Source organism: Enterococcus casseliflavus (genome assembly GCF_029215545.1).
In the GTDB taxonomy this organism is placed as follows: domain Bacteria; phylum Bacillota; class Bacilli; order Lactobacillales; family Enterococcaceae; genus Enterococcus_D; species Enterococcus_D casseliflavus.
In genome coordinates, this window is the sequence record NZ_CP119393.1 from 106,541 (window position 1) to 123,708 (window position 17,168).

11 protein-coding genes and 1 pseudogene are annotated in these 17,168 nt (G+C 41.7%); 8 read left to right on the forward strand and 4 right to left on the reverse strand.

Features of this window, described 5'->3' with window-relative positions:
* Nucleotides 1–4: 4 nt before the first annotated feature.
* Nucleotides 5–904, forward strand: coding sequence for a ketose-bisphosphate aldolase (locus tag P0G38_RS00525; protein ID WP_005230365.1), 900 nt, complete (start codon nucleotides 5–7; stop codon nucleotides 902–904).
* A 62-nt stretch (nucleotides 905–966) separates the two neighbouring features.
* Here the strand turns inward: P0G38_RS00525 and P0G38_RS00530 are convergent, their stop codons facing one another.
* A complete protein-coding gene (locus tag P0G38_RS00530) occupies nucleotides 967–2,382 on the reverse strand; it encodes an AcpB/EbpR/MafR family transcriptional regulator (RefSeq protein WP_115233008.1) in 1,416 nt (471 codons plus the stop codon).
* Nucleotides 2,383–2,677: 295 nt separating this feature from the next.
* Here P0G38_RS00530 and P0G38_RS00535 point away from each other — a divergent pair.
* Nucleotides 2,678–8,871: pseudogene (locus P0G38_RS00535) on the forward strand (Spy0128 family protein).
* An 81-nt stretch (nucleotides 8,872–8,952) separates the two neighbouring features.
* On the opposite strand, the gene P0G38_RS00545 reads toward P0G38_RS00535, so the two are convergent.
* Nucleotides 8,953–9,624: a prepilin peptidase gene (locus P0G38_RS00545; protein WP_275853584.1), complete on the reverse strand. Its 672-nt coding sequence runs from the start codon at nucleotides 9,622–9,624 to the stop codon at nucleotides 8,953–8,955.
* A gap of 125 nt (nucleotides 9,625–9,749) precedes the next feature.
* Here P0G38_RS00545 and P0G38_RS00550 point away from each other — a divergent pair, with 125 nt between their 5' ends.
* Nucleotides 9,750–10,238, forward strand: coding sequence for a Dps family protein (locus tag P0G38_RS00550; protein ID WP_005230382.1), 489 nt, complete (start codon nucleotides 9,750–9,752; stop codon nucleotides 10,236–10,238).
* A 40-nt stretch (nucleotides 10,239–10,278) separates the two neighbouring features.
* On the opposite strand, the gene argH is transcribed toward P0G38_RS00550, so the two are convergent.
* Both argH and P0G38_RS00560 read right to left on the reverse strand, forming a co-directional pair.
* Nucleotides 10,279–11,658 (reverse strand): argininosuccinate lyase, encoded by a 1,380-nt coding sequence (argH, locus tag P0G38_RS00555; protein WP_275853588.1) that lies wholly within the window; start codon nucleotides 11,656–11,658, stop codon nucleotides 10,279–10,281.
* 54 nt (nucleotides 11,659–11,712) lie between these two features.
* Nucleotides 11,713–12,927 (reverse strand): argininosuccinate synthase, encoded by a 1,215-nt coding sequence (locus P0G38_RS00560; protein ID WP_005230386.1) that lies wholly within the window; start codon nucleotides 12,925–12,927, stop codon nucleotides 11,713–11,715.
* Between the two features lie 406 nt (nucleotides 12,928–13,333).
* On the opposite strand from P0G38_RS00560, the gene rplM reads away from it, so the two are divergent.
* From rplM to P0G38_RS00585, 5 genes are all read left to right on the forward strand, one after another.
* Entirely contained in the window at nucleotides 13,334–13,780 is a 447-nt protein-coding gene (rplM, locus tag P0G38_RS00565; RefSeq protein WP_301280258.1) for a 50S ribosomal protein L13, read from the forward strand.
* 15 nt (nucleotides 13,781–13,795) lie between these two features.
* Nucleotides 13,796–14,188 (forward strand): 30S ribosomal protein S9, encoded by a 393-nt coding sequence (gene rpsI, locus P0G38_RS00570; protein WP_003128901.1) that lies wholly within the window; start codon nucleotides 13,796–13,798, stop codon nucleotides 14,186–14,188.
* 266 nt (nucleotides 14,189–14,454) lie between these two features.
* Nucleotides 14,455–14,754 (forward strand): hypothetical protein, encoded by a 300-nt coding sequence (locus P0G38_RS00575; protein WP_275853594.1) that lies wholly within the window; start codon nucleotides 14,455–14,457, stop codon nucleotides 14,752–14,754.
* A gap of 271 nt (nucleotides 14,755–15,025) precedes the next feature.
* Nucleotides 15,026–15,340: a hypothetical protein gene (locus P0G38_RS00580; protein WP_275853596.1), complete on the forward strand. Its 315-nt coding sequence runs from the start codon at nucleotides 15,026–15,028 to the stop codon at nucleotides 15,338–15,340.
* Between the two features lie 263 nt (nucleotides 15,341–15,603).
* Nucleotides 15,604–17,103, forward strand: a complete 1,500-nt coding sequence (locus P0G38_RS00585; protein ID WP_275855199.1) for an RNA-directed DNA polymerase — start codon at nucleotides 15,604–15,606, stop codon at nucleotides 17,101–17,103.
* Nucleotides 17,104–17,168 lie beyond the last annotated feature (65 nt).

The following is a 17,168-nucleotide window of genomic DNA, read 5'->3' on the forward strand; positions in this document are numbered from 1 at the left end:
TTATATGTTGATCAATATGAAACAATTACTGACCGTTGCCAAAGAAAATCAATTTGCTGTTGGTGCCTTTAATGTCGCAGACAGTAACTTCTTACGCGTCGTTATCGAAGCAGCGGAAGAAAACGATGCACCAGCCATCATTGCGGTCCACCCAACAGAATTGGCCTTTACAAAGGATGAATTTTTCCACTATGCGGTTTCCAGAGCGAAAAACAGTTCTGTGCCAATCGTGATCCATATGGATCATGGCGACAGTCTGGCGAGTATTATGCGGGCGATCCATTGCGGGTTCAGCTCAGTGATGATCGATGGGTCGTTGCTGCCTTTTGAAGAAAATATTGCTCTGACAAAACAGATTACCGAGATTTGCCATCCGATTGGGGTATCTGTCGAAGGCGAGCTGGGAACGATCGGCAATACGGGAACCTCCGTGGAAGGGGGCGTCTCCGAAGTGATTTATACTCGTCCAGAAGATGCACAAGAATTCATTGAGAAGACAGGCATTGATACACTAGCAGTTGCGATTGGAACTGCCCATGGTATTTATCCGAAAGATATCAAACCGGAATTAAAAATGGATGTCTTGCAAGAAATCAAAGATCGTGTCGATATCCCATTAGTGTTGCATGGTGGATCGGCCAATCCCGATGAAGAAATCGCTCAGGCCGTGGCAATCGGTATCCAAAAAGTAAATATCTCCTCTGACTATAAATACGCCTTTTATAAAAAATGCCGCCAAATCTTAGCAGAAACGGAATTGTGGGATCCAAATGCCATTTACCCAGAATGTATTGAGGCAGCCAAAGCAGTGGTTACGCAAAAAATGACCCTCTTCAATGCAATTGGGAAAGCAGCTCTGTATCGCCAGCAAAACGTCCAGCCATGGCGTAGTGAGCAAAATTAAACAGTAAATAAACAACAAAAAAACCCTCAAAAATCGCTAAATTGCGGCTTTTCGAGGTTTTTTTATTGCGCATTCTTTTCTTGCAGCATCCGAATCCCCTTTTCCTGAATCTGCCGAGCGATAAACGCCAAGTCATTCGAAGTCAGGTTGATGTCTGCATAATGAAACAAATTTTTTCTGCAGGAGGGGGTCAGATTGCCGATGATCAAATCATAAGTCTCGTCCAGTTTGGTCAGAGAAAACGAGTCCAGAGGATTTAAAATCGTGATTGTTAGCTGATAAGGAATAAACTGTTGGATTTTCGTCTGGATAAATTCCGTATGGTAACTATTTGTATCATAAAACAAAGCTAAGCGAAAGTCAGCGTGGGTATCGATGATTTCTTTGGCGAAATTTGGAAAAGAGGTATGGAAAATATAAATTAGGTAATTGATCGTACTTGGTCGAATGATTGGCAAATTCGAATGGGTCAAAACCTGAACGATGTCTTGATTGACTGTCTGTTGGACCAAATCACAGTTATTGACAAAACGAGCAAAGCGATCATCCAAGATGCAGTAAGGAACCTGCAAGTTGATTCCAAGAAAATAGGAAAAGACGACGGCATCCAACTTCTCTTCAAAATTGGCTTCATGATAGTTGTATTTTTTAAATATACGCTTGGTCATTTGATAAAACTCTTGTTTGGTCTCGCGAAAGACAGCGGGGTCTTGACCGATATGGGTTGTGATATAGCCGACCATTTTCTCGACGTAAGCACGACTGTAGCCAGTAAATTCGCTTAAATCGATTTTTTCTAAGAAATATTCGATGTGGTTCCCATTGGGATTGGAAGCGTATAAGCGATCGCGCTTCGTGTTGATATAGATTACAAAGGCAATTTTTTTGATGTCGGAAAAATAAAGTTTTAAGGGTGTCGCAGCAGCCATGATACGGGCGATCTTCAAGAAATCCTGCTCTTGGTTAATGTTGGCATCCACAAATTCATACTGGTACTTCTCTAAGAAGAAAATCAGAAAAAATTGGCGAATATTGTTTTCATTTCCTTTTAACTGGATGGGTTTGGTTGCGATGAAGAAATCATACGGTGCCAGAACCAAATTGATCCTCTTGATCAAACGAATGATCGATGACTTGCTTAAATTTAATTCTAGTGCCAGCATGTCATAACTAGTGAAACTTGATGAGAAGAGTAGTTCTAACAATTGAAACGCAGACGAGCGATTTAAAAACTGGCTGTATACGTCTAGTCGAGTAGCGAAAGGATGCAAGTGTAGGCGAACAGCTGAATAATCGTCAAATTGTAAGTCCAGAAACGAAAATTCATTGTCGATTTCCGCGATATAGGTTTTTGTTGCAGACATTGAAATGGAAAATTTCACTGCCAAATCGTGAAGACTCGTCCCCTGATCGTCTAATAAATACTCAATCAGCTGTAGTTTCTTTTGTGTTGTAGATGATAACAATTTCCGTAACATGATTGCCCCTGAGCCCCCTTTTAAGTAAATAGTATCACGTTTTTACATGTATTCAAAAAAATTGCGTGTTGTATTTTTTTTGAATACATCCCACCCCAAAATTTTGGGAAAATAGAAGTGTGGAATAGTAGTAATACGTTTGATACAAGTAGCAAAGACCAAAATTTTTGAATCATGGGGAGGAGGCAAAAAGCAGTTGTTTGTTGGGATATCTTGCTCACTGTTGAACAATGTTATTCGTCGAGCGCTTCCGAAATCAATTGAAAAAATTTCAATAAAAAAGGAATGAATAATTATGAAAAAACAATTTTCTATCTATATATGTTTGCTAGTCTTGCTTGGCTCCATTTTTTGTGAACCAACGATCATACTAGCAGAAGCAATCAACGCAACCGAAAGTACCGAAAGAACGGCTGAAACGCTGGAAAGTACCGAACCTGAGACCGGAACGATCGATACGGAAAAAGCACCTACGGATTCATCGACAGCGGGAGCAGTTCAGTCAGAAATGAGTCAAGCAGAAGAAGAACAAGCAACCGTCCCTAGTGAAAGTCAAGCAACCCAAGCATCTTCGACATTGAATCAAAACAGTATTCAACCGCGAGCACCAGATGCTGAGGCGGAAACGGAAGCTTCGGCTACCGCGGAGAATCTTAGTGCCAACCTAAATGAACGGGGCGTGCAGCTATTTGATAATGTTCGGATCACTGACTTAAACGATCAACCCTTCACTGCCGAAAATCCACCGATGTATAACGGCAACATCAAAATCCATTTTGACTGGTCGTTAGCAGACACGGAAGAAATTCGCGCAGGCGATTATTATACGTATCAATTGCCAGACTATTTTGCCATTCATAATACCGTTAGCGGCGAATTGACTCGTTCTGGCGGACAATCGATCGGAACCTTTACCTTGGATCATGATGGTACATTGACTGTCACGTTTAATGAGGCCGCACAGACATTATCCAATCGTTCGGGAACCATTGATCTGATCACGGAATTAAGTGTGAGTACTGTTACTGAAGAAGTGACGATTCATACTGGGATCTACGATGAAGATGGTCATGAGATCATCATTACATTGCCGATTTATGAAGTCGATATCATTAAGACTGGTAATGTGACTTCCAGCGGTTCAGTGGTCTGGGAAATTATTTTTAACCAAACCAGTCGTGAATTGCACGATGTGGTGATCACCGATAAGATGCCCCAAGGCTTATCTTATAGTACCTCGACGGGCTACTTGTACGATGAAGCTACCAAGGAGTGGGTTCGTACCGATGGCTTATATACCTTTAACAGCGTCAACAACACGTTTACCTTCAATCAAACCGTCGATCAACCGGTCCGCATCGTCATCAATAGTGCGGTCACTGATCCAACGGCTTCTTCTTTCAAAAACACGGCAACAATCAACGGCAGTGATTTTACAGAAAAAACCGCAGAAGCAACGGTGACCTATGATGAACAATCAGAATACAAACGGTTTAAAGGGTATGACAAAGAAACGAAACGTGCGTCATGGGAAATTTCCGTCACATTGGACAAAGACCAAGCCAAAGTTTTGGATCAGACCTATTCAGGAACGGATCCTGAAAAAGCCCTGCACTTTTTTGTGCCAGAGACTTTGGTGATCACAGACAAAGATGGTAACTCGATTCCAGCAGAAGATTGGTCCTTTGATGGGACGTACCAGCTGGACAAAGAGGGGGAAATCGTACGCTTTGGTATCACGTTTGCAAAAGCTGGTTACTACAAGATTCAATACGATACCCAGCTGTATGAATCGGTTTTAGCCGATACCCGTATTTACAACTACGCTTCGGTCCGCGACAATCAAAATACCTCGTTGACGGGCAGTGGGATCGTGACGCCAACCAAAACGATTGGTGTCGTGAAAACAGCTGGCACCAAAGATTATGAGACGAAGACTGTCGCATGGAAGATTGATGCCAATACGAATCAGCAAACAGTTAGCGACCTGATCATCGAAGACCGCTATCAATTGATCTCTGGCGCAAACAGCAGCGCACTGGCCTTGTTGGCGGATACGCTGGTAGTGACGGCGAGCGGCGTGACCGAGCCTTTGGTTCTTGATACCGACTATACGCTGGAGCGGATCAAAGAAACGAAAACACTGACGGACGGCACAACGAAGGAACTTGAGACGGGTTTTCGCATCAAGCTGCAGGGGGCGTACCAAACGACTTCGGCAACGATCACTGTCAACTTCAAAACCAGCTTTGATATCGTGCAACAGGGTACGTTACCGGGCAGCTCTACCGGACGTTTTAGTAATGCAGCGTTTGTCCATTATAAAGACGAAGCCGGCAATACGTTCACGGAAGCTTCTGAAACCAATACATGGATGGACACCAGTTGGTTAAAAAATGCTTTGAAATACGGACTATTTATTGGTGAAGGCGAAGATGTCGCCACCGCGATTAAAACCGTATTTAATCGAGACCTAGGAACCATTTTTGATGAGCAGACCGCTTCGAGCGATCAAGTCTATTGGATGGGGCTATTCAATACGTACAAAGAAAAAATCAATAAAGATGCAACCATCACGGACCAGCTGCAAGAAGGCCAAACCTTGAAGGACTTGGCGCTTTACACGGTCACAGTAACTGGGTATACGACGCAAGTCAGAGCACTGAAAGAACAATTGGTGGAGAACGAGGATTACATCTACACCTATGATCCTGATACGAAGAAAGTTACGATCACCTTGCTGAAAGAAACGTCTGAAACACTGGCGGTCTTCTTGGCAACCGAAGCAGCTGAAGAGGTATTTACCTACAAAAATACCATCACATTGACGGACAATGACACAACCTTGACTGCCGATGGCCAAGTCGACAAGTCCGCGAAAACGGACTGGTTGATGAAAAACGGCAGCCAGAATGCCGAGAACAATCGGTTGCTCGATTGGGAAATCATGATCAACGCTGACAGTCGCAAAATCCACAATGCGGTAGTCACCGATACCATCAACTACAATCAGCACACCTTTTTACGCGATGCCGACGATAACGTGATCGTAGAGGTGTATGAAGCGGTCTTAAACAATGGCACTTGGGAAAAAGGGGAAAAAGTCACCTTCATCAACGAAGACAATCCGAAAATCACCTCGGATGTGGTCGCAGGGACGCAATCGTTAGTGATCGCTTTTGAAGAAATGATTGATAAACCGTACTTTATCGTTTATCAAACACAGCTTGATCCCGGGATTTTGAACAATGAACGGGTGGCCAATAGTGTCAATTTGACGGGTAGTGAGATCGAAATTCACACAGTGACCAAAGAAGTTACCATCAAGTCGACAGACGGTAGCGGAACCTCTTCTGGGACAAACGGCTCCTTGACGATCGTGAAATACGATGCCGATGGCACGAAAGAACGAGGGATCGATGAAGAAGCAGTTTTCCAATTAAGCCGCAAAAATGCGCAAAACACCTATGAAGTCATCTTGTCGAATCTGGTGGTGAAAAACAATCAGATCATGGAAAACGGCAACGCCATTGATCGGATCGACAATCTGCGCTACGGCGATTACATGATCCAAGAAATCACCGCACCAGAAGGATACGAACGAGATGCGACTCAGTACACCTTCACTATTTCTGATGAGCAAGTCAATTATGTTTTTGAACTAGCCAATAAGCGAGAAATCAAAGAAACAACCCTTGCCTTGAATGTTCAGAAGCTGCTTGATGGACGCGAGTTGAAAGACGGCGAATTTACTTTCTACCTGGTGGATGAAGCTGGCTCTGTGATTTTAACGCAAACCAATGACGGTAACGGTCAAGTTACCTTTGACGCCATCACTTACAACGAGCCTGGCGAGTACCACTATACGATTCGGGAAAAAGCCGGCAACGATCCAACCATCACCTATACAGACAAAGAACTAAAGGTAACTGTGACCGTCACTGAAGAAGACAGCCAGTTAATTGCGAAAGCAGTCTATGAAGGCAATCAAGTCTTCGAAAATGATTATACGCCAAAAGCCGGTAGTGTCGTTTTGAATGCTGAGAAAGTACTGATCGGTCGTGATTTGAAAGCAGAAGAATTTGACTTCGAATTAGTCAATGAAGCAGAAACTGTACTTCAAACAAAAGCCAATGATGCCACGGGCAAGATCTACTTTGACGCTATTCCTTACGATAAAGCAGGTGAATACCGCTACACCATCCGTGAGAAAGCAGGAACTGACGGTACCATCACCTACGATGCAAAAGAACTTGCGGTAGTTGTGACCGTCACGGATGAAGACGGGCAGTTGACTGCAGTAGCGGAATATGAAGGCAATCAAGTCTTCGAAAACAGCTATCAACCAAAAGCTGGTAGTGTCGTACTAAGTGCCGAGAAAGTCTTAACTGGTCGTACCTTACAAGCAAATGAATTCGATTTTGAACTCGTGGATGAAGCAGGCAACGTACTTCAGACAAAAGCCAATGATGCCACGGGCAAGATCTACTTTGACGCGCTCCCTTACGAGGAAACAGGTGAGTATCACTACACCATTCGTGAGAAAGCAGGAACTGACGGCACCATCACTTACGATGCAAAAGAACTTGCGGTAGTTGTGACCGTCACCGATGAAGACGGACAGCTCACGGCAGTTACCGAATACGAAGGCAATCAAGTCTTTGAAAATGACTATACGCCAAAAGCTGGCGGTGTGGTCTTGAATGTAGAGAAAGTGTTGACGGGTCGCTCGTTAGAAGCCAACGAGTTTGCCTTTGAACTAGTCGATGAAGCAGGCGATGTAGTACAGACGAAAAGCAATGACGCCACTGGCCAAATCTATTTCGATGAATTGACGTATGACGAAATCGGCGAATACCGCTATACGATTCGGGAAAAAGCTGGTGCAGATAGTACCGTTACCTATGATACGAAAGAAATTGGCGTTGTTGTGAGAGTCACCGATGAAGACGGGCAACTGGTGGCAACAGCAACGTATGAGGGCAATCAAGTCTTTGAAAACGACTATACGCCACAAGCAGGCAGTGTCGTACTAAGTGCCGAGAAAGTCTTGATAGGTCGTACCTTACAAGCAGAAGAATTTGCCTTTGAACTAGTGGATGAAGAAGGGAACGTTCTTCAAACAAAAGCCAACGACGCCACGGGCAAGATCTACTTTGATGCTCTTGCATATGACGAAGCGGGCGAATACCGCTATACTATCCGTGAACAAGCTGGCAACAATAGTACGATCACGTATGATACAAAAGAACTTGCAGTAGTTGTGACTGTGACGGATGAAGGTGGACAGCTCACGGCAGTTGCGGAATACGAAGGCAATCAAGTCTTTGAAAACAGCTATCAACCACAAGCAGGCAGTGTCGTACTAAGTGCCGAGAAAGTCTTAACTGGTCGTACGCTACAAGCAAATGAATTCGATTTTGAACTAGTGGATGAAGAAGGGAACGTTCTTCAAACAAAAGCCAATGATGTCACTGGCAAGATCTACTTTGACGCACTCCCTTATGAGGAAACAGGTGAGTACCACTATACCATCCGTGAGAAAGCAGGAATCGATGGCACGATTACGTACGATAGGAAGAACTGGCGGTAGTTGTCACTGTAACGGATGAAGACGGACAGCTCACGGCAGTTGCGGAATACGAAGGCAATCAAGTCTTTGAAAACAGCTATCAACCACAAGCAGGCAGTGTCGTACTAAGTGCCGAGAAAGTCTTAACTGGTCGTACGCTACAAGCAAATGAATTCGATTTTGAACTAGTCAATGAAGACGGAACTGTTCTTCAAACAAAAGCCAACGACGCCACTGGCAAGATCTACTTCGATGCTCTTGCATATGACAAAGCAGGTGAGTATCACTACACCATTCGTGAGAAAACAGGAACTGACGGTACCATCACTTACGATACAAAAGAGCTGGCGGTAGTTGTGACCGTGACGGATGAAGCTGGACAGCTCACGGCAGTTGCCGAATACGAAGGCGATCAAGTCTTCGAAAACAGCTACCAACCACAAGCAGGCAGTGTCGTACTAAGTGCGAAGAAAGTCTTGACGGGTAGAAACTTGCAAGCCAACGAATTCGCATTTGAATTAGTGGATGAAGCTGGAAAGGTTCTGCAAACCCAACGCAATGACGCAAATGGAACGATTACCTTTGATGCATTGACGTATGACGATGCTGGGGAACATCGTTACACGATTCGTGAAAAAGCTGGCAACGACGCCACGATCATCTATGATGAAACCACCTATCAAGTAACGGTCACCGTCAAAGATCAAGCAGGAAAATTAGTAGCTGAAGCGGAGCAAACGGCAGACATGGTATTCAACAATCGTGTCAAAAAAGGCAAAACAACGAAGCCGGGAACTGACAACTTACCGAAAACCAATGACACCACGACCGCTGGTTGGGTCGTCTTGGGACTGTTGTTAGTAGTGATCGCAGTAGGCATCTACCTTGATCGCAAAAAACGGGCGCCGTTATCATAGGCAGGAGAAGCAACAGAGCAGAAAGAGAAAGCGGGATGAGACCAACTTGTCCCGCTTTTTCCTGTCCTGTTTTTCTTCACTTCAAAGAAAAAAAGCGTCAAAAGTATGAAACACTAGAAAGCGAACAATCAGCAAACCAAGACTCAAGAAGGGAACGAAGGGCAACTGCGCCAATCGTTTCTTCCAGATGCTTTGATAGCTAAAAAAAGCGAGGAGACCAAGACTGCTGGCTACTAGTAAGAGGGCCAAAAGGGTCGTTGGCGCTAGCCAAATGCTCCAACCTGCCAGCACTAAGAGATCGCCGCCGCCCATTTTTTCCTGCCAGACAAAAAAGACCAGTGGAACCAGCAAGCCTAAAGACAGCCATTGAAAAGAAGCGCCGCTTCTAAACTGTGCCAGCGCTAGCAGTAGGTGGGCGGGGTACAGCAGTTGCGGGTAGACGCTATAGTCTATCAAGTCGGTCAAGCTGAGTAAAAAGGCACTGGTCAGCCAAACAAAGGTCAGGAAGCTTTCTGAAGCATGAAAGGCAACCCCGCAAAGTCCGCCATAGCATATGCAAGCGAAGATCCAATAAAGTGGGGGTGAAAGCCATCTTGTAGGAAGGAGAAAAAACCAATGGTTATCCGAAACTTTGTTCACTTTCTGGTAATGAGAACGAGAATCACTTTTTGGCAGATTCCAAAACAGGGTTTGTAAGAGCAAAAGCCAAAAGAAGCCGAGTAAAGCGCCTAAAAAAAACACGAAAATCGTCATTTTTCGTACCCCCTCATAAAGAAATACGTAAGAGAGTGAGAAATTTTCTCAAATAGATGATTTTGTTGTACTTTTTAATTGTTTCGTATTATCCTTAAAATAGATAATTTAGAGGAGGAATCGTTATGAAATTTGAACAAACAAAAGAAGTATTAAACCAACTTGTTGCTGATTTAAGCCAAATGGCTATGGTCGTTCACCAAACACACTGGTACATGCGTGGACCTGGCTTTTTGACATTGCATCCAATGATGGACGAATTCATGGATGATCTAAATGAGCAATTGGATGAAGTTTCTGAACGCTTGATTACATTAGACGGTTCACCATATTCAACTTTGCGTGAAATGGCAGAACACACTCAAATCCCTGATGAAGTCGGCAACTGGGACCGCACGATTCCAGAACGCTTAGCTACATTGGTGGAAGGCTACCGTTACTTAGCGGACTTATACCAAAAAGGGATCGAAGTATCTGGTGAAGAAGGCGACGATCCAACCCAAGATATCTTCATCGGCTTCAAAACAGCCATCGAAAAACGTATTTGGATGATCCAAGCGCACTTAGGCGAAGCGCCATTGATCGATCCAGCGAAATCTCGCGTACGTCATTAATCAACAAAAAACCAGCGAAGAGCATTCTTCGCTGGTTTTTTTACTGGCCTGCCAATAATGCTTTAGCGGCTTCAATTTGCTGTGCCACTTGATCAAAACCGGTGCCGCCATAAGAATGACGATTTTTGACGGCGGTGTAGGAATCAAGTTTTTCAAAAATATCGCTGTCGATGGCAGGATGGATCGCTTGGTAGTCTTCCAAGGAAACATCTTGCAGATAGATGCCTTTGCTCAAACACTCACTGACGAGCTTGCCGACGATCTCATGGGCTTGTCTGAAAGGCACGCCTTTGCCAGCTAAGTAATCCGCTAATTCTGTTGCGTTGGAAAAATCCTTTTCAGTGGATTCTTGCATTCGTGCTTGATTGACCTTCATCGTTGCGATCATGCCCGTCATGATCTGCAAGCTTTTCGTGATGGTTTCGGCGCTGTCAAACATGCCTTCTTTGTCTTCTTGGAAATCTTTGTTGTACGCCAGCGGCAAGCCCTTCATGACCGTCAAAAGACCAAAGAGGTTCCCATAGACACGTCCTGTTTTTCCACGGATCAGCTCCGCCATGTCAGGGTTTTTCTTTTGAGGCATGATGGAACTGCCAGTGGAGAAGGTATCGGTCAGTTCCACGAATTGGTACTCGTGGCTGCACCAAAGAATCAGCTCTTCACAAAAACGAGACAGATGCATCATCAATAAAGAGGCGTTGCTTAAAAATTCCAAGATAAAATCACGATCGCTGACCGCATCTAGGCTGTTGCTGTAAATATTGCTGAACCCTAACTCTTGAGCAGTGAAAGCACGATCGATAGGGAAGGTAGTTCCTGCCAAAGCAGCACTGCCTAAAGGCATCACATCGATGCGGCTCAAACTCTCACTGAAACGCTCTTGGTCACGCGTCAGCATACTGTAATAGGCTAAGAGGTGATGGGCAAAAGAAATCGGCTGTGCATGCTGCAGATGGGTATAACCGGGCATGATGGTATAGATGTTGGCTTCGGCTTGTAAAACCAGCGCTTCTCGCAACTCAGCAATCAAAGTGATCACGTCTTGCACGACTTCTTTCAAATACAAATGCATATCGGTTGCCACTTGGTCATTACGACTACGGGCAGTATGCAATTTGCCTGCCACTGGTCCAATCAATTCATGCAAGAATGTCTCGATGTTTAAATGGATGTCCTCATTTTCAATCGTGAAGGTCAATTCGCCAGCGGCTAATTGCTGTTGAATCGTGGTCAAGCCGTCAATGATCGCTTCGCCATCGGGTTGACTGATGATGCCCGTATGGACCAGCATTTTGACATGTGCCAAACTGCCAAGAATGTCTTGCTTTGCTAACTTTTGATCAAACGTGATGGAAGCCCCAAAAGCATCGATCCATGCTTCATTTTTTCCATCGAAACGTCCGCCCCATAATTTTGCCATATTCTCACCTCAAAAAAAGATTACGGCTGAAGCGGCAGCTTCAGCCGTGCATACTTAAATCAATGTTTCTGTTAGTTGCTGTTGTGCTTGGATCTCAGCGTGCACTTTGCTTGGCAGTCCCCATAATTTGATGAAGCCGATAGCCGCATGCTGATCAAAGGTATCTGCAGAAGTATACGTTGCTAAGTTTTCATCGTACAGGCTGTTTTCAGATTTCCGTCCTTCACAAATGACGTTGCCTTTGAATAATTTCAAACGCACGATTCCGTTGACGTAGACTTGTGTGCTTTTCAGGAAGGTAATCAAGGCTTCCGTCAATGGATTGAACCAAAGACCATCATAGATGACTTGGGCTAATTGCTGCTCGATGATTGGTTTGAAATGCGCCAATTCCCGAACAAAGACCAAATCTTCCAATTCTTTATGAGCCGTCATCAAAGCGATCGCTCCTGGACATTCATAAACTTCCCGTGATTTGATTCCCACCAGACGATTTTCGATATGGTCGATCCGACCAACGCCATGCTCGCCAGCCACCCGGTTCAGTTTCATGATCAATTCTGCTAGATTCATCGTTTCGCCATCAATGGCCGTCGGTACCCCTTGATCAAAGGTGATCTCAACGATCGTTGGTACGTCAGGAGTATCTTCTAATTCTTGCGTGATAGCGTAGGCCCCTTTTGGCGGCGTTGCCCAAGGATCTTCTAAGACGCCACACTCACAGGCACGTCCCCACAAGTTTTGATCGATGGAATACGGATTGTCCAAATCAGCGGGAATCGGCACTCCTTTTTCAGCCGCATAGGCAATCTCTTCTTCTCGGGACCATTTCCATTCCCGAACCGGCGCGATGACTTTCAAGTGAGGCGCTAAAGCGGCGATCGCTACTTCAAACCGAACTTGGTCGTTGCCTTTACCAGTACAGCCGTGGGCGACGGTCGTTGCGCCAGTCGCTAATGCCAACTCCACCAATTTCTTGGCGATCAATGGACGAGACAAAGCGGAAACAAGAGGATAAGAATTTTCATAAAAAGTATTGCCTTGTAAAGCGATCAAAGCAAAATCTTGGGCGAATTCTTCGCGGGCATCGATGGCATAAGATTCAATCGCGCCAACTGCCAAAGCTTTGTCTTTAATGGATTGGGTGTCGCGACCTTCACCGATATCTAGGCAGCAAGCCACCACATCATATCCTTGGTCCGTTAACCATTTAATTGAAACGGAGGTATCTAATCCTCCAGAATAGGCCAATATTACTTTTTCTTTCATACTTATTAACTCCTTTTCCGCGTGTTTTCAAGTGATTGAAGCTATCTTATCAGAATAAAAATAATAAATCAAGGGTAAAATTAAATATTTATACATAAAAGTGGCGATTATCAGGTTTTTATACTATTATCGGTGGTTAAGGAAAAGAAGTGGATGCTCACTTTGTTAATGAAATTTTATACATAATATTCATTATGGTATTCAGTTTTAGAAACCTGCAACAACAAGTTTCGCTTTTCAGAGAAAATGGCAGAAAACGAATGGAGAAAATTTTCAAAAAGAGGCGGAATTACGTTGACATTAGGCTTTATAGAAGGTATTATGTTATATGGTATTGTTTGCCCCACAAGAGCCCCGGAAACTCAAGTGTATGTCAAACATTCGTGAAATTGAATTGGAGGAAAAAATTGTGCGTACAACATATATGGCCAAACCAGGCGAAGTAGAACGTAAATGGTACGTAGTAGATGCAACAGATGTTCCTATGGGTCGTCTTTCAGCAGTAGTAGCATCTGTCTTACGTGGTAAAAATAAACCAACATTCACACCTCATGTGGATACAGGCGATTTCGTAATCGTCATTAATGCAGAAAAAATCAAATTAACAGGTAACAAAGCAAGCGATAAAATTTATTACCGTCACTCAAACTTCCCAGGAGGATTGAAATCAGTCTCTGCTGGAGAATTACGTGCTAAAAATTCTCGTCGTTTGATCGAAACTTCTGTAAAAGGCATGCTTCCTAAAAACACTTTAGGCCGTAAACAAGGAATGAAACTTCATGTTTATGCTGGCGCTGAACACCCACATGCTGCACAACAACCAGAAGTATTGGACATCACAAACTTAATCTAATAGGAGGGAATTTCATTGGCACAAGCTCAATATATCGGCACTGGCCGTCGTAAAAATGCAGTAGCCCGCGTACGTTTAGTACCAGGTACTGGTAAAATTACTGTTAACAAAAAAGATGTTGAAGAATACATCCCACACGCAGACTTGCGTGAAGTAATCAACCAACCATTCGGCGTTACAGAAACTAAAGGTTCATACGATGTTTTTGTAAACGTAAATGGTGGTGGATACGCTGGACAATCAGGTGCAATCCGTCACGGTATCGCACGCGCATTGTTACAAGTTGATCCTGATTTCCGTTTAGCTCTTAAACGTGCTGGCTTACTTACTCGTGACGCACGTATGGTTGAACGTAAAAAACCAGGTCTTAAGAAAGCTCGTAAAGCTTCACAGTTTTCAAAACGTTAATCTTTTTATCGAAGATTTCAAAACACTCTCCTTTTGGAGGGTGTTTTTTTGTTCTGGTAATGAGAAAGGTAATAACAATATTATAAACCAGTGTAAGCAATGAATTTTTTTAACGCATTTCGTTGAGCTTTTTCAGTAACATGAGAATAAGTGTTAAGGGCAGTTTCAGCATTTTTATGACCCAATCGATCTTGTGTTTCTTGGATGATATTGATCAAAATTATCGTTTTCTCCAAAAAATAAATACAAAATGGAGGAGGGGAAAGATGTTTAAAGTTTACTTCCCGTTTCAGTGGCTCGTTAAAGGAATTCTTTTAGTGCTACTAGGATTGATTATTTTTGAAAGTTATCTAACAATTAAAGCCAGATATTTTCCAGAAGAAAAGCCAATAAAAATTGTAACAAATGATTTAAAAATAGGTGAAACTTATCAGGCAGATGCGGTTGAACTAACATTTAAAAATATTGAATTGACCGAAAAAAGAAATGAATTTGCACAACATGATCGTGTATTACAAGTGACTTATACATTAAAAAATGATACAGAAAATCCGATACGTCCATAACAATGGTCGATTGAAAATAAGAATGGTGAAGAACTTTAAGAGTATGCTATGATATTGGATAATCCAGAATATATTGAAAGTGACAAAGCAGAAACAATAAATTACTATTATGAATTACCGAATGATACACAGGAATATCAAATCGTAGTACGTAGAGCGAATGGTTATTTTGTTGGATTACCCTTTACTTTGTAAGTCTTATTTTGTTAGTGGCTTTTAAGTTAATATTATTTTTGTGATTTTTGAAAATGAAAGTGAGGAAATTGGAGGAATGGCTGAAGAAAATAAAGTTGATCCGCTTGAAACACTAGTGATAAATAAGAAAGAATTTGAGCAACTTTTTCTTGATTTTTTTGTTCAATATGACATGATTTATGATTTTAGTTCGTCACTAGATTTATTTGAATTAGAAGCAGAAATAATAAAAAATAGCCAAGAGGAAGATGGTAACATCATCATTTCAGTAGAAAAGTTCCTTGAATTGTTTTCGGAAATATTTGAAATAGATACAGATTATTATCAACCACAAGAAGTTTTTCGAGAGTTTAGAAATAAGATTATTCGTTCAAGTAATATAGCAAATTGAATCAATAAAAGAAGCGTTGAAGAAAAATTCTTTCTTTTAACGCTTCTTTTTAGAAGATTTTACAGATGTCTTATGGAGATTTGCTTCAATAACTACTTGTAGTCATTTCGTTTAAAATTATTATGTTACACCCTTATGTGTCGCGAAGAAATACTGGTATAATAATGAATGAGATATGTAACGTTAGGGTATACTCTTGTATTACAACTTTATTTATCTAGGAGATTTTGAATTTGAATAGTACTAGAAAAAGCATATTAGAAATGGATAATCAAGAAGCAAAACAATTTTTATTAAAGTCAGCAAGCTTTTTTAAGACGTCTTTGCCTAATTATATCAATTTATCAGTAGTTATAGGAAAAGCGGTGGATTTATTAAAAGACAAGCCATTTTCTGAACTAGTTAAACATAAGAGGTCGCTATCTGAAGCAGTTGACGTTAATCATCGAATATTAGCTAACAAAGATGGAAATTACGCTTGGAGACCTCTTCAAATATTACATCCAATAGTATATGTAGACTTGGTAAACGTCATTACACAGCAAAATAATTGGAGGCACATCAAAAATAAGTTTGAAGAATTCCAAGCTGATAAGCGAATTGAATGTATATCGCTTCCTGTGGAATCGATTTCTTCGAAGAGTGATACTGCGGAAACTATTTTAAATTGGTGGGAAAATCTTGAACAGGCACAAATCGGTTATGCATTGGAATATGAGTACTGTATTCATTCAGATATTACCGATTGCTATAGTTCAATGTACACACATACCATTCCATGGGCGTTACATTCAAAAGAATGGGCTAAAACACATAGAAAAAATTCCCAAGGTATTGGAAATTTAATAGATTCTAAAATACAATATTTGCAAAACGGTCAAACGAATGGTATACCCCAAGGAAATGTATTAATGGATTTTATAGCTGAAATAGTACTCGGATATGCTGATAAAATGTTGTTAAACAAGATAGAAGAGGCGGGGATTGAAGAATTTAAAATACTTCGTTACAGAGATGATTACAGAATTTTCTCGGTTCGAAAAGACCAGGCCGAAGTGATTATCAGATTATTATCTGAAGTATTATCGGATTTAAATTTGAAGCTAAATTCAAACAAAACATTTTTATCGGATAATATAATCTTAGATGCAATTAAGTCAGATAAGATTTACTGGGATCTTAAGCATGCAAGTTTTATAGAAAAAAATAATAATAAGTGGAAGTTTAAGCTTAGTCTTCAAAAGCATTTGTTACAAGTAAAGCTTTTAGGAGATAAATATCCAAATTGTGGGAGCTTAAGTAAAGCGCTAAGTGAGGTTTACACACATAGAGTTTCTACTTTAAATAAAAGACCAGATGATATCTACCAATTGATTAGCATTCTTGTTAATATAATGCAAAAGAATCCTAGAACTTTGGAAGCTTGTATTGTGATTTTAGGTAAGCTTTTTGAGTTTATTGCTGTAGAAGAAATCAACTTATACTTGGATAAAATCTTAAGAAAATTCGTTAATACTCCTAATACTGATATAGTTGAAATTTGGTTACAAAGGCTTTCTTTAATTCATTCACGAGAGAAACCTTACAGTGCAAAATTATGTAAGAAAGTTTCTGATCCTAAAGGATTCACATTGTGGAATTCTGATTGGTTGAATGATGGATTTGATGAAAGTGAAATAATTAATGAAGCTTGCATTTCGAATTTAAGCTTGACTACGCCAGCTAAAGAGTTAGAGCTATTTATTTCGCAATATGAAGAATAATATAATATTCACTATGCTAATTTTTTAAAATCGATTAGTTATAGAAGCGTAGTACTTTGTTGAAA

Bases quoted from the DNA above. Each gene is read 5' to 3' on its own strand.
- argH (WP_275853588.1), bottom strand. From the start codon at position 11,658: ATGGCAAAATTATGGGGCGGACGTTTCGATGGAAAAAATGAAGCATGG.
- P0G38_RS00560 (WP_005230386.1), bottom strand. From the start codon at position 12,927: ATGAAAGAAAAAGTAATATTGGCCTATTCTGGAGGATTAGATACCTCC.
- P0G38_RS00585 (WP_275855199.1), top strand. From the start codon at position 15,604: ATGGATAATCAAGAAGCAAAACAATTTTTATTAAAGTCAGCAAGCTTT.
- P0G38_RS00580 (WP_275853596.1), top strand. From the start codon at position 15,026: ATGGCTGAAGAAAATAAAGTTGATCCGCTTGAAACACTAGTGATAAAT.
- P0G38_RS00530 (WP_115233008.1), bottom strand. From the start codon at position 2,382: ATGTTACGGAAATTGTTATCATCTACAACACAAAAGAAACTACAGCTG.
- P0G38_RS00550 (WP_005230382.1), top strand. From the start codon at position 9,750: ATGAAATTTGAACAAACAAAAGAAGTATTAAACCAACTTGTTGCTGAT.
- P0G38_RS00575 (WP_275853594.1), top strand. From the start codon at position 14,455: ATGTTTAAAGTTTACTTCCCGTTTCAGTGGCTCGTTAAAGGAATTCTT.
- P0G38_RS00525 (WP_005230365.1), top strand. From the start codon at position 5: ATGTTGATCAATATGAAACAATTACTGACCGTTGCCAAAGAAAATCAA.
- P0G38_RS00545 (WP_275853584.1), bottom strand. From the start codon at position 9,624: ATGACGATTTTCGTGTTTTTTTTAGGCGCTTTACTCGGCTTCTTTTGG.